The sequence below is a fragment of the Pseudarthrobacter sp. BRE9 genome (assembly GCF_031844305.1).
GTDB lineage: Bacteria > Actinomycetota > Actinomycetes > Actinomycetales > Micrococcaceae > Arthrobacter.
The window spans coordinates 260,183-279,037 of the sequence record NZ_JAUZUY010000005.1 but is presented as its reverse complement, the minus strand read 5'-3'; the positions used below and the strand labels follow the sequence as shown (position 1 = coordinate 279,037).

At 66.5% G+C, this 18,855-nt stretch carries 19 protein-coding genes; 12 read left to right on the top strand and 7 right to left on the bottom strand.

Features of this window, described 5'->3' with window-relative positions; translation table 11 throughout:
- Nucleotides 1–10: 10 nt before the first annotated feature.
- The gene (gene ppsA / locus Q9R31_RS12300; RefSeq protein WP_311263013.1) at nucleotides 11–2,446 is read left to right on the top strand and encodes a phosphoenolpyruvate synthase; all 2,436 of its coding nucleotides are present in this window, start codon (nucleotides 11–13) and stop codon (nucleotides 2,444–2,446) included.
- Between the two features lie 113 nt (nucleotides 2,447–2,559).
- Here ppsA and Q9R31_RS12295 read toward each other — a convergent pair whose 3' ends face one another.
- Both Q9R31_RS12295 and Q9R31_RS12290 read right to left on the bottom strand, forming a co-directional pair.
- Nucleotides 2,560–3,066: a DinB family protein gene (locus tag Q9R31_RS12295; RefSeq protein ID WP_311263012.1), complete on the bottom strand. Its 507-nt coding sequence runs from the start codon at nucleotides 3,064–3,066 to the stop codon at nucleotides 2,560–2,562.
- A 36-nt stretch (nucleotides 3,067–3,102) separates the two neighbouring features.
- Nucleotides 3,103–3,993 (bottom strand): potassium channel family protein, encoded by an 891-nt coding sequence (locus tag Q9R31_RS12290; protein ID WP_311263011.1) that lies wholly within the window; start codon nucleotides 3,991–3,993, stop codon nucleotides 3,103–3,105.
- 117 nt (nucleotides 3,994–4,110) lie between these two features.
- Here Q9R31_RS12290 and Q9R31_RS12285 point away from each other — a divergent pair, with 117 nt between their 5' ends.
- The 3 genes from Q9R31_RS12285 to Q9R31_RS12275 are packed head-to-tail and all read left to right on the top strand — an operon-like array spanning nucleotide 4,111 to nucleotide 5,599.
- Entirely contained in the window at nucleotides 4,111–4,359 is a 249-nt protein-coding gene (locus Q9R31_RS12285) for a hypothetical protein (RefSeq protein ID WP_311263010.1), read from the top strand.
- Nucleotides 4,356–5,030 carry a DUF1214 domain-containing protein gene (locus Q9R31_RS12280; protein ID WP_311263009.1) on the top strand — a complete coding sequence of 225 codons (675 nt, stop codon included), beginning with the start codon at nucleotides 4,356–4,358 and terminating at the stop codon, nucleotides 5,028–5,030. The genes Q9R31_RS12285 and Q9R31_RS12280 overlap by 4 nt, the downstream gene beginning before the upstream one ends.
- The gene (locus tag Q9R31_RS12275; RefSeq protein WP_311263008.1) at nucleotides 5,027–5,599 is read left to right on the top strand and encodes a DUF1254 domain-containing protein; all 573 of its coding nucleotides are present in this window, start codon (nucleotides 5,027–5,029) and stop codon (nucleotides 5,597–5,599) included. Before Q9R31_RS12280 ends, Q9R31_RS12275 begins: the two co-directional genes overlap by 4 nt.
- A 3-nt stretch (nucleotides 5,600–5,602) precedes the next feature.
- Here the strand turns inward: Q9R31_RS12275 and Q9R31_RS12270 are convergent, their stop codons facing one another.
- Nucleotides 5,603–7,279 (bottom strand): FAD-binding dehydrogenase, encoded by a 1,677-nt coding sequence (locus tag Q9R31_RS12270; RefSeq protein WP_311263007.1) that lies wholly within the window; start codon nucleotides 7,277–7,279, stop codon nucleotides 5,603–5,605.
- 269 nt (nucleotides 7,280–7,548) lie between these two features.
- Complete coding sequence (locus tag Q9R31_RS12265) at nucleotides 7,549–8,001, bottom strand: SRPBCC domain-containing protein (RefSeq protein WP_311263006.1); 453 nt, start codon at nucleotides 7,999–8,001, stop codon at nucleotides 7,549–7,551.
- 239 nt (nucleotides 8,002–8,240) lie between these two features.
- Here Q9R31_RS12265 and Q9R31_RS12260 point away from each other — a divergent pair, with 239 nt between their 5' ends.
- From Q9R31_RS12260 to Q9R31_RS12240, 5 genes are all read left to right on the top strand, one after another.
- Entirely contained in the window at nucleotides 8,241–9,632 is a 1,392-nt protein-coding gene (locus Q9R31_RS12260) for an OFA family MFS transporter (protein WP_311263005.1), read from the top strand.
- Complete coding sequence (locus tag Q9R31_RS12255) at nucleotides 9,629–9,775, top strand: hypothetical protein (RefSeq protein WP_311263004.1); 147 nt, start codon at nucleotides 9,629–9,631, stop codon at nucleotides 9,773–9,775. The genes Q9R31_RS12260 and Q9R31_RS12255 overlap by 4 nt, the downstream gene beginning before the upstream one ends.
- 404 nt (nucleotides 9,776–10,179) lie before the next feature.
- Entirely contained in the window at nucleotides 10,180–11,049 is an 870-nt protein-coding gene (locus tag Q9R31_RS12250; protein ID WP_311263003.1) for a DUF1295 domain-containing protein, read from the top strand.
- 358 nt (nucleotides 11,050–11,407) lie between these two features.
- Nucleotides 11,408–12,442, top strand: a complete 1,035-nt coding sequence (locus tag Q9R31_RS12245) for a hypothetical protein (protein ID WP_311263002.1) — start codon at nucleotides 11,408–11,410, stop codon at nucleotides 12,440–12,442.
- Complete coding sequence (locus Q9R31_RS12240) at nucleotides 12,439–14,268, top strand: metallophosphoesterase (RefSeq protein ID WP_311263001.1); 1,830 nt, start codon at nucleotides 12,439–12,441, stop codon at nucleotides 14,266–14,268. The genes Q9R31_RS12245 and Q9R31_RS12240 overlap by 4 nt, the downstream gene beginning before the upstream one ends.
- 86 nt (nucleotides 14,269–14,354) lie before the next feature.
- Here Q9R31_RS12240 and Q9R31_RS12235 read toward each other — a convergent pair whose 3' ends face one another.
- A complete protein-coding gene (locus Q9R31_RS12235; protein WP_311263000.1) occupies nucleotides 14,355–15,188 on the bottom strand; it encodes a hypothetical protein in 834 nt (277 codons plus the stop codon).
- Between the two features lie 244 nt (nucleotides 15,189–15,432).
- Between Q9R31_RS12235 and Q9R31_RS12230 the strand changes: the two genes are divergently transcribed.
- The 3 genes from Q9R31_RS12230 to Q9R31_RS12220 all read left to right on the top strand — a co-directional run bounded on the left by Q9R31_RS12230 (nucleotide 15,433) and on the right by Q9R31_RS12220 (nucleotide 17,544).
- Nucleotides 15,433–16,314 (top strand): DUF1524 domain-containing protein, encoded by an 882-nt coding sequence (locus Q9R31_RS12230; RefSeq protein ID WP_311262999.1) that lies wholly within the window; start codon nucleotides 15,433–15,435, stop codon nucleotides 16,312–16,314.
- Nucleotides 16,315–16,377: 63 nt separating this feature from the next.
- Entirely contained in the window at nucleotides 16,378–16,644 is a 267-nt protein-coding gene (locus Q9R31_RS12225; protein ID WP_311262998.1) for a hypothetical protein, read from the top strand.
- A 9-nt stretch (nucleotides 16,645–16,653) separates the two neighbouring features.
- Complete coding sequence (locus tag Q9R31_RS12220; protein WP_311262997.1) at nucleotides 16,654–17,544, top strand: diacylglycerol kinase family protein; 891 nt, start codon at nucleotides 16,654–16,656, stop codon at nucleotides 17,542–17,544.
- A 92-nt stretch (nucleotides 17,545–17,636) separates the two neighbouring features.
- Here Q9R31_RS12220 and Q9R31_RS12215 read toward each other — a convergent pair whose 3' ends face one another.
- Together Q9R31_RS12215 and Q9R31_RS12210 are read right to left on the bottom strand one after the other, a co-directional pair.
- On the bottom strand, nucleotides 17,637–17,903 hold the full coding sequence (locus Q9R31_RS12215) for a hypothetical protein (protein WP_311262996.1): 267 nt from the start codon (nucleotides 17,901–17,903) through the stop codon (nucleotides 17,637–17,639).
- Between the two features lie 376 nt (nucleotides 17,904–18,279).
- Nucleotides 18,280–18,828 (bottom strand): hypothetical protein, encoded by a 549-nt coding sequence (locus Q9R31_RS12210; RefSeq protein WP_311262995.1) that lies wholly within the window; start codon nucleotides 18,826–18,828, stop codon nucleotides 18,280–18,282.
- Between the last annotated feature and the right edge of the window lie 27 nt (nucleotides 18,829–18,855).

The window sequence follows — 18,855 nt, the reverse complement described above, 5'->3', positions numbered from 1 at the left end:
AGCAGCAATTATGACGACAGACGTTCTCTGGTTCTCTGAACTTGGACTCAAGGACCTGGACAAGGTGGGCGGCAAGAACGCCTCCCTGGGCGAGATGGTGCAGAACCTGACCTCGGCCGGGGTCCAGGTACCCGACGGCTTCGCCACCACGGCGGACGCCTACCGCCGGTTCCTGTCCGACTCCGGCCTGGACCAGAAGATCGCCGACCGGCTCGTCGGGCTCGACACCGACGACGTGACGGCCCTGGCCTCGGCCGGCCAGGAAATCCGCGGCCTGGTCCGGGACACGCCCTTCCTGCCCGGCTTCGAAGCACAGGTCCGCGAGGCCTACCAGCAGCTGGTGGACAAGCACTCCGGCTCCGCGGACCTGTCCTGGGCGGTCCGGTCCAGCGCAACGGCCGAGGACCTTCCCGATGCCTCATTCGCCGGGCAGCAGGAGACGTTCCTGAATGTCCGCGGGATCGAGAACATCCTTCAGGCCATCAAGGACGTCTTCGCGTCGCTCTACAACGACCGCGCCATTGCCTACCGGGTGCACCACAAGTTCGAACACGCCGACGTGGCACTCTCGGCGGGCATCCAGCGCATGGTGCGCTCCGACGTCGGCGCTTCCGGCGTCATGTTCACCATGGACACCGAGTCCGGCTTCCAGGACGCCGTCTTCGTCACCTCCTCCTACGGACTGGGCGAAGCCGTGGTCCAGGGCGCCGTGAACCCGGATGAGTTCTACGTGTACAAGCCTGCCCTGGAAGCCGGCCGCCCGGCGATCCTCAAGCGCGGCCTGGGCGAGAAGGCCCTGCAGATGACGTACACCAACAACAGCGAGATCGGCCGCACCATCGACTTCGTGCCGGTGGAGGCTTCGCTGCGCTCGCGCTTCAGCCTGACGGACGACGACGTGGAGCAGCTTGCGCGCCACGCGGTCGCCATTGAGAAGCATTACGGCCGTCCCATGGACATTGAGTGGGGCAAGGACGGCACCGACGGCGGCCTGTACATCCTGCAGGCCCGCCCTGAAACCGTGCAGTCCCGCCGCGCGCCCGGCAGCCAGAGCCGCTTCCGCCTGAACGCCACCGGCCCGGTGCTCGTGGAAGGCCGCGCCATCGGCCAGCGGATCGGCGCCGGCAAGGTCCGGATCCTCGCCGCCATCGACCAGATGGCCTCGTTCCAGACCGGCGACGTGCTGGTGGCGGACATGACCGACCCCGACTGGGAACCGATCATGAAGCGCGCCTCAGCGATCGTCACCAACCGTGGCGGACGTACCTGCCACGCAGCCATCATCGCGCGGGAGCTGGGGATTCCCGCCGTCGTCGGTACTGGCAACGCCACCGACGCCCTGTCCGACGGCCAGGAAGTCACTGTGTCCTGCGCCGACGGCGAGACGGGGAGCATCTACGAGGGCCTGCTGGACTTCAGCGTGGAGGAAACCGGTGTCACCCACCTGCCCGAGGCGCCGGTGAAGGTCATGATGAACGTTGGCACCCCGGAGCAGGCATTCACGTTCGCGCAGCTGCCGAACCACGGTGTGGGCCTGGCCCGGCTGGAGTTCATCATCAACCGTCAGATCGGCATCCACCCCAAGGCCCTGCTGAACCTGGACAGCCAGCCGGAGGATGTGGCCGCCGACATCCGGGAGCGGATCAGCGCTTACGACAGCCCCCGCGACTACTACATCAAGCGGTTGGCCGAGGGCGTGGCCACCATCGCCGCCGCCTTTGCGCCGGAACCGGTGATCGTCCGGATGTCCGACTTCAAGTCCAATGAGTATGCCAACCTGATCGGCGGCCCGGCCTACGAGCCGCACGAAGAGAACCCGATGATCGGTTTCCGCGGCGCCTCCCGGTACCTGGAGCCGTCCTTCCGGGACTGCTTCGACCTTGAGTGCGAGGCCCTGTCCTTTGTGCGCAACGAGATGGGCCTGACCAACGTCAAGCTCATGATCCCGTTCGTGCGGACCCTTGACGAGGCGCAGGGCGTCATCGAACTGCTCGCCGAGAACGGGCTGCGCCGCGGCGAGAACGGCCTCGAGGTGATCATGATGTGCGAGCTGCCGTCCAACGCGCTCCTGGCCGACGAGTTCCTGGAATTCTTTGACGGCTTCTCCATCGGCTCCAACGACATGACCCAGCTGACCCTGGGCCTGGACCGGGACTCGGCGATCGTGGCCAACAGCTTCGATGAGCGGGACGCGGCCGTGAAGAAGCTGCTCAGCATGGCCATCAAGGCCTGCAGGGCGCGCGAAAAGTACGTTGGCATCTGCGGCCAGGGCCCCAGCGACCACCCGGACTTCGCCGAGTGGCTGGTGAAGGAAGGCGTCAACTCCATCTCGCTGAACCCGGACACCGTGGTGGACACGTGGCTTAGGCTCGCGGGCGCATCGGAGGATGCCCCGGACAGCGTTGCCAACGGCGCGCAAGTTGCCGCCGTAGCCGCCGCAGTCTGACCCGGTAACACTGCTGCTTTAAGGGGGCGGCTCCGTCGCGGCCGGAAGGCCGCGGGGGAGCCGCCCCTGGCGTCTGCAGGACCGGATACTTAAGGCGAGGGCGTCCTGCCGCCTCAGTCCACGCTTGTGCCCGCCAGGATCTGTTCGCGGAGGATGTCCGCGTGGCCGCAGTGCTGGGCCAGTTCGCGCAGCATATGCAGGTAGACCCAGCGCAATGGAAGCGGTCCCCGCCGGTTACCGGCCACTATGTCATCCAGGCCGAGAGGGGCGGCCGCCGCCCGGGACGCGGCGCAGGCGTCCCGGTGGGCTGCCCGGGCGGAATCGATGGTGTCGGCGTCATCCAGCGCGAACGATTCGTCCGGAGTGTTGGGGATGCCGATCTCGCTGCGGGGGCGGCCGGTGAAGGCTTCGTCGAACCAGACCTTTTCGACGAAGGTGGCATGCTTCACCAGCCCCAGCAGGGTGGTGCGGGAAGGAACCAGCCGCCGCCGGGCCTGCTCGTCGGTCAGCCCGTCCAGGCATTCATTGAGGGCGGCGCGGTGCTGGTCCAGGAAGAACTCGAACTGGGCGCGCAGAGGTTCGTTGATGACGTCCTCCATGGAACGGGGGAGGGAAACCATAGGCAGACCCTAGCAACCCGGCCCCTGACGCCTGCGTTATCGCCGCGGTTCCGGCGGCCGGCGGTGCCTGTGGTGGAGCTCGTAGTGGTCGAACACATCGGAGGAACTGCTTCCCAGATGGCCGAACTTCCCGCGCAGCACTTCGGCCAGGTCATCCAGCGCCGCGAAGAGCATCCGCCCGGCGAAGCGGAGTTCGGGATTGTCGCTGCCCTGGGCGTCCGAGGCCAGCTGGTGGGCATAGGTGATGGTGGCGGGAAGCGAGCCCCGTTGCTCCACATCCTGGAAGTAATACGTCTCGTGGAAGGACAGCAGATCGATGCTGACTGACGCCACGTTCTCCGCCATCGATTCCAGCAGCCCTGCTGCATGCCGGGCTTCCAGCGACGCGATGCCTGAGGGCCCTGCCGCTTCCCGGAACAGGTTCAACCGGTGAGCCAGCGTGCGCCGGCGGCTCAGTGCGGGGTAGGTCTGCAGGATCCACGAGACCGTGGCGGTCAGCAGGCCAAAGCCGGCCACGGCCTGGAATGCCATCACCAGCCGAAGCAGCGGGTGTGTGGCCACGATCTCGCCAAATCCGGCGGTGGAGAGGGCCACCAGCGAGATGTACAGTGCCTCAGCGAAGTCCGCCTGCCGGGGCACGTTGGCCGAGTAGGAGAACCCGTCCGGCATATGGGGCAGGTACAGCAGCGCCCAACCCACGGCCGCCAACGCTGCCCAGGCGGCGATGACGGCAGCCATGGCCAGCGGGGCTGCGAGGGGGGAGGCCCCGCCCCTGAGCTTCCTGGACAGCAGCCAGAACCCGCGCATGATGGTCCGGCCCACCGGACCCGAGCCATGAGGGAACAGCAGCGTGTGGAAGACGTCGTTGACCATCAGCAGAATCAGCACGGCGCCAACCGCCGTCAGGAGCGCGTCCTCGAAGTTCATGCCTCATCTTAGGTGCGCAGGACCCTGGCCGGCGGGTGGGCCCGGCACAGGGTACGACGGCGGCATGGGGCTTAGTTGCTGCGCGGGCTTGGGAGCCTCACTGGTTAGGCTGGCGCTATGGACATCCAGCTTCGCCAGGCCACGCCGGAGGACGCCGAGGCCGTGGTGCTCATGCAGACGCAGGCGCACGAGGAGTGCTACCCGCACCTGCTCTCGGTGGAATTCTTCCGCCGCCTCAGGCCCAGTATTCGGGAACGGGTGGAACGCCGGCGTGCATTCCTGGCGCGGATCCTCGCGTGGGATGCCAACAACCATCTGCTGGGCTACGCGGACGCAGGCCCGGGCCGGGAGGGAAGGGAAGGGTGAGCCGGACTTATGGTTATCTTGCCGCGCTGGTCGGGACCATCTGCGTGGCATTCATCCTCTACATGCTCTTCTTTCAGCTGGCGCGGACGGTCCGCAGCGACGTGCTCCAGGGGTTCCTGGTCGGCTTTGGCCTGGCTTTCGTGACCGCCCAGGTCTTCGCCAGGATCAAGTCCCGCCGCGTCAATGGGTGGGTCACGATGCCCGGCCTGGGTGATCCCGGCAATGGGATGATGATGCGTGCTGCGTGCGCGCAGCTGTTCCCCGGCCCAGTGAACACTCCGGAGGAGGCGGTGTACTGGTGGACGAACTCGGATGCAACGGGTGCCGCGCTCAGCGGCCGGAACCGCTACGTCCTCCGGTTCCCGGCGGGCGGCCTGCCGCCGAACGACGCCTTTTGGTCACTGACCATGGGCGACGCCAGAAACCGCTTCGTAGCGAATCCCCTCCGCAGGTACAGCGTGGGCGACCGCTCCGGACTCATGCCCAAGCCTGATGGCTCGATTGAGGTCCACATCCAGACCACGCCTCCGCCTGGGCGCGAATCCAACTGGCTGCCCGCCCCCTCCGGAAAGTTCATTCTCTGGCTGCGTGTCTACGAGCCCGGCCCCGCAGTCCTGGACGGAAGCTATGAGGTGCCAGCCGTGGCCATGGTGGGAGTCACGGAACAGTGAGGGCGGAACATCTTCTGATCTTCGGCCCTGTCATGGCGGCGACCTGGTTCGCGGCCATCTACTTTTGGCCGCGCATGCTCCTGACCGTGTTCAGGCGGGCCATCCTGCGCAAGGGGTTCGGCGACGGGCCCATTCCCGTCAACACCCTGTACACACAGTCCGAGGCGCTTTTCGCAGACCCCCTTCAGGTGCCCGCCGGGGCTTCGAAGCTGGCCTCGGCCGGGGTCAACCGGGACACTCTCATGACCCTGGGCTGGCTGGACCTCGCAAAGGGCCCACTGCTCTTCCACGTGCCGGACATGGCAGGGCGCTACTACAGCGTGCAGTTCACCAACCCGTCCAACAACACCAATTTCGCCTACATTGGCAAGCGCACCACCGGCACCGGAGCAGGGGACTTCCTCATCACCGGACCCGGCTGGACCGGTGAAGTTCCCGGTGGGACGGGGCACATTGCCTCGCCGAACCGTTCCGTGCTTCTCATCGGCCGGGTGCTGGTGTACGACGAAGGCGATCTGGCAGCAGCGCACTCCTTATCGATGCAGATTCGCCTGGCTCCCCTGCCGTAAGTCCTACAGGGTGCGGGCCAGGGCCCGGCCTACTGTCAGCCCGGTGAAGAGGCAGCCGCCCAGGAACGTCCCTTCGAGCGCGTTGTAGCCGTGGGCGCCGCCGCCGCCGAACCCTGCGGCCTCTCCGGCGGCATAAAGGCCGGGAACGGGAACGCCGCTATGACCGAGTGCCTGGCCGTCAAGGTTCGTCTGGATGCCGCCCAGCGTCTTCCGCGTGACCACGTGCAGCCGGACGGCGATCAGGGGGCCGGCGGCTGGGTCCAGGATCCGGTGCGGCTTCACGGTTCGGAAGAGCCGGTCGCCCAGGAAACGCCGGCTGTTGCGGATGCCAGCCACCTGCGCATCCTTGGAGTAGGGATTCCGGACCTCTGCGTCACGCTCCTCGATCTGCCGCCGGATTACTGCATGATCCAGCACCGGCTCGTTCGTCAGCCCGTTCATTCCGCGGACCAGTTCCGCTAGGTTGTCCGCCACCACGAAGTCTGCGCCGCGTTCCTTAAACGCCTCGATGGGGGCACCAGCGCCGCGGCCCAGCCGGGTCCTAAGCAGCAGCCTGAGGTCCCGGTTGGTGATGTCCGGGTTCTGCTCAGAGCCGGAGAGGGCGAATTCCTTTTCGATGATGCGCTGGTTGAGGATGAACCAGGAGTGGTCGTGCTGCTGGAGCTCCGGCGTGGTGCGGAGGAGGCGGAGGGTGCCCAGGGTGTCGTAGCCCGGCAGGCCGGGGGAGGGGAGCCGCCGGCCCAGGGCGTCAAACCACATCGACGATGGTCCGGGCAGGATCCGGATGGCGTGGTCGGGCCAGATGGGGTTCCAATTCTGGATCCCCTCGGTGTAGTGCCACATGCGGTCGCGGTTCACCAGCCGGACCCCCGACTCGTCGGCGATGTCCAGCATCCGCCCGTCCACATGCTGCGGCACCCCGGTGACCATCTTCCGCGGCGGGGTCCCCAGCCGGTCAGGCCACCAGCGCCGCACCTGCTCATGGTTGCCGCCGATCCCGCCGGACGCGACCACCACGGCCTGCGCCCGCAGCTCGAACCCGCCGACAACATCCCGGCTGGAGGACACCCCGCGCGGGGAATCATCAGGAGCCAGCACCGCGCCCCGAACCCCGGTGACCGTGCCGCCGTCGTACGTTAAACCGTCTACCCGGTGCCGGAACAAGAACCGGACGCTGCCCGCCCTGGAAGCCTCCCGGGCCTTGTCCGCGAACGGCTCCGAGACCCCGGTGCCCGTGCCCCACGGAACGTGAAAGCGGGGCACAGAGTTGCCGTGGCCGCCGGCCCGCCCGTCGCCGCGCTCGGCCCAGCCCACCAGCGGCGTGAACCGGATGCCCTGTTCCCGCAGCCATACGCGCTTCTCACCGGCGGCGAACTCCACATAGGCGCGGCCCCACTGCCGCGCCCACTCGTCCTCGGGGTGCGGCCCGGACAGCCGGTCCCACTGCGCGGAACCCTGCCAGTCCTGCCACGCCAGCTCGAAGGAATCCTTCACGCCCAGGCGCCGCTGCATGGGGGTGTCCACCAGGAAGAGCCCGCCCAGTGACCAGAAGGCCTGGCCGCCCAGGTTGGCCTCGTTCTCCTGGTCCACGATGGCCACGCGCTTCCCCGCACGGACCAATTCATTGCTGGCCGCCAGCCCGGCCAGCCCGCCGCCGATGATGATGACGTCCGCGTCCATGCCGTACCTGCCCGGAGTTCGAAAGTTGCTGTGAATACTGGCCCAAGCTATCGCACCCCTGGACTGGTGCCCCGGTTTTCCGGGTCCGCCGCGCAGCCGCCCGCCATCTGGACCAGGGCAAATGTTGGCCGCGTGTCACACTGGCCCAGTTTTCGGGGACAAACGACGGCAGGACCCGCGGATTTTTAGGGCTATGCGGTGAAAACTGGGCCAGTTGGTGCGCCTCACTTAAGCCTGCTCTGCGTGACGCGGTCGGTACGCGCGCTTCCCTACTTGGCCCGCTCGGCGGCGAGGACCAGTTTTTCGAAGGAATCGCTCCAGCCGTCCCGGTGCAGGGCCAGCCGCTCCTCCGTCCGGAACGGCCCCTGCGAGAGCACCACCCGGGTGCCGGTTCCGATACTGGCCAGGGAGAGGTCGACGACGGTCTCCCGGTCGTCCGGCGCCGGTTCCTCCCAGGCGAAGGTGTAAACCAGGCGCCAGGGCGGATCGATCTCCAGGAACTCCCCTGAGAGATGGAATGGCTCGCCTTCCGGCGGGGCCATGCGGAACCGGTAGCGGCCGCCCACCACCAGGTTGACGTCCACTTCGGGGATAGTGAACCCGTGCGGGCCCCACCATGTCGCAAGCCCTTCCGGTTCCGTCAGCAGCCGGAACGTTGCCTCCGGCGGCGACGGCACCCTGCACTCGAGGTTCAGGACCAGGGCGGCTGGTTGCTCACTCATCATCCCACTCTGCCATCCGCGCGCCGCGGGCGGAAAGCAGGGCAGCGGGTGCAGGGCTGACTGGGTTCTGCGCCCTTTCAAGCCGCCTGCCGTAAATTTCCTGCCGCTCGGCGCAGAACTGGTATGTATGCTGATGATCTGCCTGATGATTGCCGAAGGTAGCAGGCCCGGGTTCAACAGGGCCTTTCGCCTCTGGATCGATCAGACATCGACGTCATCGACAAGTAAAGGGAATCATCATGGGCTTCCTGGACCGTGACCACTCCATCGCCCCGCCGGGCTTCAACCGCTGGCTGGTTCCGCCCGCCGCGCTCGCCGTCCATCTCTGCATCGGCCAGGCCTACGCCACCAGCGTGTACAAGACCGCGCTGGTCAAGCACTTCGGCGCCAGCCTGACCGAGATCGGCGTGATCTTCTCCATCGCCATCGTGATGCTGGGCCTTTCCGCCGCGGTCATGGGGACCTGGGTGGACACGAACGGACCCCGCAAGGCCATGTTCACCTCGGCGATGTTCTGGGCGGGAGGGTTCCTGATCGGCTCGCTCGGAATCTTCTCGCACCAACTCTGGCTCGTCTACCTGGGCTACGGCGTGGTGGGCGGCATCGGCCTGGGCATCGGCTACATCTCGCCGGTATCCACGCTGATCAAGTGGTTCCCGGACCGGCCCGGCCTCGCTACCGGCATGGCGATCATGGGCTTTGGCGGCGGGGCGCTCATCGCCAGCCCGGTATCCCAGGCCCTGCTCAAGGCGTACGATCCCAACTCCGGCGCCCAGGGCTGGGTGGCCAGCGGCGACGCCGTGGGGAAGCTCTTCCTGACCCTCGCCGTCGTCTACCTCGCCTACATGCTGTTCGGCGCGTTCACGGTCCGCGTCCCAGCCGACGACTGGCGGCCCGCCGGGTTCGACCCCGCCAAGGTCAAGGCGGCAAAGCTGGTAACCACGGAAAACGTCTCCGCGAAGAATGCCATCAAGACCAGGCAGTTCTGGCTGGTGTGGGTGGCGCTGTTCTGCAATGTCACGGCGGGCATCGGCATCCTGGAGCAGGCCGCGCCCATGATCCAGGACTTCTTCCGGCAGTCCGACGGCAAGTCCCTGGTCAGTGCCGGCGTCGCCGCCGGATTCGTGGGGCTGCTGTCCATCGGCAACATGTCGGGCCGGTTCGCCTGGTCCGCCACCTCCGACGTCACCGGGCGCAAACGTATTTACATGATGTACCTGGGCGTCGGCGCCGTGCTGTACACGGTGTTGGCGTTCGCCGGTTCCACCGCCACTGCCCTTTACGTGGTGCTCGCCTTCATCATCATCTCGTTCTACGGCGGCGGATTTGCCACCGTACCGGCGTACCTGCGGGACCTTTTCGGTACATACCAGGTGGGTGCCATCCACGGCCGGCTGCTTACCGCCTGGTCCGCGGCCGGGGTAGCCGGGCCCTTGATCGTCAACAGCATCCTGGACGCGCAGGGCAAGCCCGGCCAGCTGAATGCCGTGTCCTACCAGCCCGCGCTGCTGACCATGGTGGGGCTGCTGGTGGTGGGCTTCGTCTCCAACCTGCTGGTCAAGCCCGTCGACGCACGGTTCCACGAACGCCGCCCCGAGCGGCACGAATCTTCCCAGGGAGGCCTGAAATGAGCAGCACAGCACACACCCACGGCGCGCACGAACCGGCCCGCAAGTCCACCGGCAGGCTGGTCCTGGCGTGGGTCCTGGTGGGGATCCCGCTGGCCTTTGGGGTTTTCCAAACGCTGACCCAGGTGGCCGCGCTGTTCGGTTGAGCTCCTGCGCGGGGCCGCGCGTCACACTGGCCCAGTTTTGCGGGACCAATGGCGATGGGAGCTGCTGACTTTCAGGATTTCTTTGTGAAAACCGGGCCAGTCCGCGCCACCCCACGTCACGCGAGGCATGCTTTCACGGCAGCGGACGACGCCGGCCCCCGGGTTTCCGGGGCTTGGTCCCAAATGGTGCGCCGAAAGCATGCTCCCCGTGACGCTGGTGGCGAGGGTTTAGGCCGCGGCTTCACCAGCAGGATCCACACCACGGAGTCCACCCATACAACCTGCTCGCCGCTCCGAAGACTAGGTGTACCGCCCCATGCGCAGTTGGATGCAACCGCGCGCAGGGGTGCGACTGGACCCGCCGTGCAGCAGAGCGCGGTAGGCCACGGGAAAGGAACCTGTCCGTGAACGAAAAGAGCCGCAAGGCGCTCATCAGTAGCGTTATTGCCGTGGTGGTGGCGGTATTCATTGCACTTGCCGGCAGCCAGGGCGGATCCAGGATTGGCGGGTTCCCGGTGTTCGCGCTGGGAGTCGCCATTGCGTTCGTTATCCAGTGGCTGGTGTTCATCCCGTCCTACAAGGCGCAGACGGAAAAGTTCTACGACCTCACCGGCGCCCTGACGTACATCTCCATCACGGTGTTCCTGGTGCTGGCCTCCCCGGGTGTTGACGCGCGCGGCATGCTGCTGGCGGCCATGGTGGTCCTGTGGGCCGCGCGGCTGGGCAGTTTCCTGTTCCTGCGCATCAGCAAGCACGGCAAGGACGACCGCTTCGATGAGCTCAAGCCGGACTTCTTCCGCTTCCTGAACACGTGGACAATCCAGGGCCTGTGGGTGGTCCTCACTGCGGCGCTGGCGTGGGTGGCCATCACGTCTGACAAGAAGGTGGGCCTGGACGGGTTCTTCTGGGTGGGCCTGCTGGTGTGGGCCGTGGGCATCACCGTCGAGACCGTGGCGGACCTCCAGAAGAACCGCTTCAAAGAAGACTCCGCCAACAAGGGCCGTTTCATCAGCGCCGGGCTGTGGTCGAAATCCCGCCACCCCAACTACTTCGGTGAGATCACGCTGTGGGTGGGCGTGGCCGTCATCGCGCTGCCCGTCCTGCAGGGCTGGCAGTGGGCGGCCCTGGTCTCCCCGGTATTCGTGGCACTGCTGCTGATCAAGGGCAGCGGCGTGCCGCCCTTGGAGCAGAAGGCGGACAAGAAGTGGGGCGGCCAGGCGGACTACGAGGAGTACAAGAGGAACACGCCTGTGCTGGTACCCAAGCTCAAGTAGGCGCTTCTTCCTGGCAGGACGGACGACGGCGGCACCCGGGTTGGGTGCCCGTCGTTCTGCTTTATAGGGGGTTGCCGGTGTAAGTAGCCCCTAACGCTCGAAGCAGGTACCCCCTACTCGTGACTGCCGTTTGGCCGGAACCTAGAGTCGAAAGACAGTGCGGCCAAGCAGAGGTCTACGTGCTGCACACGTTGCTGGGGACGTTGGGGTTCAACTCCGGGGAGCGACATTGTCAAAGCACAGATTTTTCAACAAAGGTTTACCCGGCGGCGGGGGCGGGTCGTCCCGGCGCGGGAGGTCCGGGGACTTACGGCCCGGGGCGGTGCTGACGGCACTCGTACTGGCAGCTGAGGGCGGCATGGTGATGTTGCCGGCCGCTGCCACCGCGGCAGGTCCTAATTTACCCGCGGCCACGAACTGCACACCGCAACTCCTTCCCGGACTCGGCGGGCGGGGCAGCAACGCCGTCGCCTCGAGCAGCAACGGCCTGGTGGTGGGCCTCGCCGATACCGCCGCGGGCGAGTCGGCACCGGTGCTCTGGCGGAACGGCCAGCCGACGCAGCTTGCGATCCCGCTCCAGGCCGCGGCCCCGACGGCGATTAACGCGTCAGGAGTCGTCGTCGGCACGGGGTATGACGCCACAAACGAGGTGCTGGTGGGTTGGTGGTGGCAGGACGGGCAGTACCATCCGCTCCCGGTCAAGCCCGGAGACGTGGCGATCCCGTCCGCAGTGTCTGACGGCGGGGTCGTTGCCGGTGCACTGGTCGCCGACGAGGAACATTCAGACGGGCCGGGCGCCGACGAAGATGAGCACCCTGCAGTCTGGCCTTCCGTAACCACGGCACCCCACGAACTCACACTGCCCGCCGGTGCGCGGGGCGGACATGCCTTCGCGGTCGGCCCGAACGGCACGGCGGGCGGGGTGGCCCTTGGGGACGACGCCACTCCCGTTGTCTGGGCACCGGACGGCTCTCCGAAGGCACTGCCCACCCTTAGCGGCAAAGGCGGTGTAGTGCTTGGGATCGATTCAACCGGGCAGGCCGTAGGTCAAAGTGCCGTGGCGGACGGAACGCATGCCGTTGCGTGGGCTGCGACTGGCGCCGTCACCGACGTCGGGGCCGCGGCTGCCGATGCCACGTCGAGCGCCGCATCGGCAATTGCCGGCGTGACCGTGGGGGCAGGCAGCTCGAAGTCCGTCCGCGCATCGAGGCCGCAAGCGGTGATTTGGATCGGGAAGAGCGCACGGATCCTGCCCCCGGGATCTGACGCCCAGTTCACCGGCGTGTCCGGGTCCGCGAGCTCGGTTTCAGGCCAGGGTGCCAACGCCGTTGTCATAGGCTTCTCCGCAGCCGACAACGGTCTGCGCCGCGCAACCGAATGGAGCTGCAAGTGAACGCGCACGGGCCCATGCGCCATCCAGTGATTGCGGTGCTGGCCGTCCTGCTGGGCACCGCCCTCGTGCTCGCCAATGTCTCCTTCCTCGGCACGTCGCGCGACTCGCAGGCCTCCGCCGCCACATCGGTGAGCCTGGGGTTCGCCGGCGACACCGGCGGCAACACGGTAACCGGCAAGGTGATCGACGCCGCCCGCAACGCGGGAACCGCCGCATTCTTCAACCTTGGCGACCTCTCCTACTCCCAGATCACCCCGGAAACGGCCTGGTGCAACTTCGTCCAGCAGCACGCTGGAACCATGCCGTATGAGTTCATAACCGGCAACCATGAGGACGACGGACCCGACGGGGTGTGGACCAACTTCGCTAAGTGCCTGCCGGACAAGCTCGGTTCGGTAGGAAACTATGCCCAGCAGTTCTACACCGACTACCCGGCCAGCAGCCCGCTGGTGCGGCTCATCATGGTGTCCCCGAAACTGACATACAGCGGTTCGGGCCTGGACTGGTCGTACAAATCCGGCACCCAGGGCTACAAGTTCGTGACGTCGGCAATTGACTCGGCGCGCGCTGCCGGGATCCCGTTCGTCGTCGTCGGCATGCACATGTACTGCCTGTCCATGGTCAACTACCCCTGCGCCGCCAGCCCGGATCTGATGAACATGCTCGTTTCCAAGAAGGTGGACCTGTACCTGCAGGCACACGACCATGCGTACGCGCGCAGCTACCCGCTGGCGCTCAAGGGCAGCTGCACGGCCATCCCCGTCAGCAGCTTCAACCCGGACTGTCTGGCAGACACGAACCCCACGGGACAGTTCGCCGCCGGGACCGGGACCATCCTGGCCACGGTGGGTTCGGGCGGCAGGTCGATCAACAGTGAAAGCAACACGACGACGGCGCCGTACTTCCAGAGCTTCATGGGCAGCAACAACAACCCCACCTACGGCTTCTTGAACGTGTCGGTGACAAGCACGACTTTGACCGGTTCATTCGTCCGCGCTTCCGGCGGAACCTATACAGACAAATTCACCGTCACCCGTGCGGCGCCTCCGCCAACAACGACACCGCCGACGACGACACCGCCAACAACGACACCGCCGACGACGACGCCGCCAACGACGACGCCGCCGACGACGACGCCGCCAACAACGACGGCAGTCTCGGTCCGGTCCTCCGCAACGGGTTCCGGCGAGCTGACAGCCGCGGGTTCGTACACGGCCGCCCTGCCGGCCGGGTGGCAACCCGGCGATACGGTCTTCCTGTTCTCGCAGGTCACCGTGGCCGCGTCGGCGAACACCACGGCCCCGGCGGGCTGGACTCGGGCGGTGGGTGACTTCACCAGTGCCGGCTCTACATCGGCGCACCAGGCGGTCTGGTACCGCGTGATGCAGGCCGGCGACACCGCACCGAGCGTGTCCGAACCCGCCTCCCGGTACGCCTGGTCAACGGTGGCCGTGCAGGGCGCGAACACGACAACGCCGCTGGACGTCACACCCACCACTGACACGAACAGTGGGGTGGCCTACCCGGATGTCCGGGCTCCGTCCATTACGCCTGTGACACCGGGGTCGTTGCTGTTGACCGCGCACGGCCTGCGGAACTCCACCAACTCGGCCACCACGTCCTTCACGCCACCGGCGGGGACAACCGAGGTGGGTGACGTATCGTCCAACATCGCGGCCAAGTCGAACGCGGCCATCGAGGTTAACTCCCTCGCCCTGACGGATACGTCCGCTACCGGCACCAAGACCGCCACCGCAACCTCGAGCTCCGGCTCGCTGGTTAACCAGACCGGTTCAGCCATCGTCGTCCGCCCGGCGGGTCCGTGAGCGAACAAGGCTGAATGAATGACGACGGCGGCACCCGGCTTGGGTGCCGCCGCTGTGTTTGGGATCTACGGCTGGGAGATGTTGGCCTAGATGCAGGAGTAGTCGTAGTCGAGACCGGACGACACGTACTGGGTCACTGTTACGCGGCTGCCGGGCGTCAAGCCAGAAAGAGAACAGTTCGACTTGGCTCCCCGGAGGGTTCTGGCACCCGCAAGCCAGCTCGGCAGCCCTGCCAGGGAACTGCTGGATGCTACAGTCCCCGCGATGGTCGCCCACTGGGACTTCGTTGAGTAAATCCCGACGCCGGCCTTCTTGCCGTCGGCGTCCGTATGTCCGGCAGTAATGCTCTTGAAGTAGTCCACCATCCCTTCAAGGGTTGCCCGGTTCAGGGCTGTGTTGGTCTGCCAGCTATTGCCCGTCTCCACATCCAGCCACCAAAAATAGTTGCCTGGGTTGGCCACGCCGCGCCTGGCGTCGTCATACGCCTTTGCGTAGCCGTACATGTAGGAGCAGGCGAGGTCGACGGGACCATCCGAAGCGCAGGTCCCATAGGGATTGGTGACCTGTACCCCGAGGTAAGTGTTGGACGAAGGCCACCAGGAGCCCGCATGCCCCGGGTTGGCAGTGTTGACGTACAACGCGACCTTGGGCTGCTTGGTTTGCCCTGAAGAGCGGGCGGCCCAGGCGAGTTGGTCGGAGAGGCAAGGGTTGGTGTTGTTGGCCAGTCCGCCGGTCACGCCCACGATCCCGAAGGCCTGCCCCGTCGGAAGGGACTTATTGCACTGGGGCCAGGAGATGTCGTTGCCCACCGGGTCCTTACTCGGGGATGGCGTTGCGGCCGACACCGGAGCCGTTCCTGTGACCAGCAACCCAAGAAGGGCCACGAATGTGCATGCCGTCTTTACGCCGTTGTAAGCCATGCCCCATGCTAAGTCTGCTCCCGGACATGACACGCCGTTGCCTTCAGTTACTTTGGGCCACGTGGGACCATACTGCATCCGGTCCCGGCCGCAGTATTGGCGCAGGAGTCGGGAAGGATTGGCCCAGTCCGGGCGGAACGGGCATCTTTGGCGGGCGCCGGCGGCTAGGCTCGTCTGTGGCGTCAGCGGCAATGGGGGGCTGACGCCCCTAACTCTTCCTGCACACATAACCTGGGGAACCTGCATGTCCGGCCACACGTCCTTGCCCGCAACAACGCCAGGGTCCGGCTCCCGCTGGGCTGTCGCCGTCGTCCTTTCCGCCCTGCTGGCGCTCTTCACTCCAAGCCTGCCGGCGGTCGCCGCCGATGCCCCGGACAGCACCACCATCCTGGCCGGGTCGGAGGCTCCTGTTGAGGCCGCCGACCTGCTGGCGACCCTCCCCATTAAGGGCCGGGCGCCCAAGACGGGGTACGAGCGCTCGCTGTTCGGGCCTACCTGGGCGGACGTGGACCGGAACGGCTGCGACACCCGCAACGACATCCTCCAGCGGGACCTCACCGAGGTGACCTTCACCAGCACCGTCCCCTGCACCATCAAGACAGGCGTGCTCGCCGATCCCTACACCGGCACCGTCATCAACTTCATCCGCGGCACCACCACCAGCAGTGCCGTGCAGATCGACCACGTGGTGGCCCTCAGCGACGCGTGGCAAAAGGGCGCCCAGCAGCTGACCGCGGAGCAGCGGACGGCGTTTGCGAATGATCCGCTGAACCTTCAGGCCACCGACGGTCCCACCAACCAGCAAAAGGGCGACGGCGACGCGGCCACCTGGTTGCCGTCCGTCAAGGAGTTCCGGTGCGGGTACGTCGCCCGGCAGGTGTCCGTGAAGGCCCGGTACGGCCTGTGGGTGACGCAGGCCGAACACGACGCGATAGCGGGCATCCTGGCCGGCTGCCCCGGCGAACCTGCACCGACCACCGTCGCGCCCGCCGCAGCCAGCACTGCGGTCTACTACGCCAACTGTGCCGAGGTGGTGGCCGCCGGGGCAGCGCCACTGTATGCCGGTGCTGCCGGCTACCGGTCCGGGCTGGACGGCGACGGCGACGGGGTGGCCTGCGAGGGATAGCGGCGGGGTTAGTCCCATGTGAGGCAAACTTGAGACTGCTCCCACGAACGAAAGCAGATTCCCATGATCACCCTTCAGCAGGACGCCGACGGCTTCATCCGGATGAAACGGCACTACCCGGCAAGCGTCCGGATCCGGATCGCCTTCAACGACGGCAGCACCGGCGAGTTTTCGGGCCGGACCCTCAACAACGCCTACGACGCCGCGCTCGCGGAATTCCGGGCCAGGAACGGGCTCGACGCGCGGGGATACAACAGGACCCCTGCAGGCCGCACCAATTCCGGGAACACCGTCGATTTCGTACCCGTACATCCCGGGATGGGGGAGTAGCAGCACGCCATGGCTGATGACGGAGCCTGCCCCTTCGACCGCGCCGTGGTGATCTTCAATGCTGGCCGGGCGGGGATGGGCGCCCGGATCGAGGCCTTGCAGCGGGAGCTGGCTGTGGACCTGCCGGGCCTGCCTGTGGACCTGCTGCCTACCGAATATGCCGGGCACGCCCGTGCGCTTGCGCGGACCGAGGCAGGTCAGGGTGCCCCGCTTATCCTGTCAGTCAGCGGCGATGGCGGGTACAACGACGTGGTCAACGGCGTGATGGACGTTCCCGGCAGCAAGGCCATGTGCTCGGTGATTCCTGCAGGTAACGCCAACGACCACTTTCGAAGCCTGCCGGCCCGAACGTTCACCGACGCCCTCCGGACGGGCGAAGTACGGCACATCGACCTGCTCCGGGTGGCGTTCCGTTCCGGAAGCCGCGAGCAGGTTCAGTACGCGCACTCCTATGTGGGTTTCGGGCTGACGCCCCTGATGGCCATCGGCATCGAAAAGGGCGGCAAAGGAAAAGTCGTCGAACTGATTTCCGTTGCCCGCACCCTCCGTGGCCTGAAGCCGTTCGAGCTGGTGCGGGACGACGGAGCCACCGCCAAGTTCGACAGCCTGATCCTGGCCAACATCTCGCGTATGGCGAAGTATGGAACGGTCAGCGAGTCGCACTACCCGGACGATGGCCGGTTCGAGGTGGTGACGCTGCCCCACGCCGGGCTCATGAAGATGGCGTTGATGACGCTCCGCGCCGTCACCCTGGGACTCGGGCATCAGCCCAGCGTCACAAGCTATGCCTTCTCCACGCGCAACGCTGTTCCATGCCAGATTGACGGCGAGGTGGTCCATATCGAGGCAGGCACCCATGTCCGGGTGGAAAGCGCCATGGGTGCCCTGGCCACTATTTGACCTTCGGACAGGACTGGCTGCGCGTGGACTTCCGGCCGGACGTATCCGGCCGGGAGCGCCTAGGGCTGGTCAGCGCCCAGGGCTGGTCGGAATTACGGCTGGACCGAGTCGAAGAACGTGTAACCAGGGTCCGGCTGGCCCGGCCCGGCCTCATGTGACTTCATCCGGATGAAGTCCAGGTCCTCCTGGCTAAGCGTCGTTTCGCCGTGGGGATCGTCGTTGGCCGGCTGGCCCGTGGCTGCACTGATTTCCGCGGACAGTGTCCGCGGAAGGATCACGCAGCCGGGATTTTCCATCAGCCACTGTGTCACGGGAGAGGGAAGCCGGTTCCATTGGTCGCGGATGCGCAAATCTGTCATGGGGTGCCTTTCGTGGCAGTTGCCGGGGTTTAGTCGAAGGGACACAAGACGCTGCTCCTCGACCAACCCCAGGGCTTCGAGGGGTCGGGGCGGCTGCGGGGAGGAAGCGATCGGATGCCGTTCTGGCCTTTGGTTCGCTCTTGGCCGCCCTCGTCGTTCCAATTCCCTGCAGCGCCGGAGTCGAAGTCGCTCGGTACGGCGCTGGTCAGCAGCCCGGGAGGGCTGCAGGAGGATGGAACTCATTTTCGGGAAACCGGATGTCCAGTCTCGGTGTCCCGGGATGCTTTGAGTCTACGCCTGTTGGCATACGGCGGTGCCGTGCTCGACGGCGGGTGTCCGGCCAGGCGGGCACCGGCGGCTTTGGGAGCCGGTGCGGTCAGCTCCCGCGGCGCGCGGTGGGGGACGGGACGGACCGGAGGTGCGGAAAATCCGCGGGGACCTGCGATTCTTCGGTACGCGCAGAAGGATCCGGACGGCCGAATGACGGACGCCGGCCGGACCGGTAGGCGGAGTCGATGACGGGTTCGAGTTCGTCAAGCACCGTGTGGTTTCCGGGGAGGACCACATGGGCCAGGAATTCCGATTCAAGGGTGGCAATGCCTGCCGCCGCCGCCCCGAGCTTGGCGTCGATGGCCAGGGCCAGGGCATGCCAGGATTTGCGGTTGGCACGTTCGAGGCTCCTGGCGTTCGCTTCATGGAGCCGGCTGTCCGCGATGTCCCCCCGAATGGCCAGGGCGCCTTCTGACTGCAGTATGGGCATGACGATCCGGAACTGCCTCCCGTCACCCCTGAAGGCGACGGCACTCAGGTTCCCCCGGTGGCTGAACACAACGTCCGTTGCACCGTAGGCCGCGAGCGCTTGCTGGATGTGTTTCCGGGAAGCCTCGCTGCTGTAGGAGTCGCCCCGGGTGTAAGGACTGGTCATCTCCCAACTATGCGCCTCCCGGCCTCT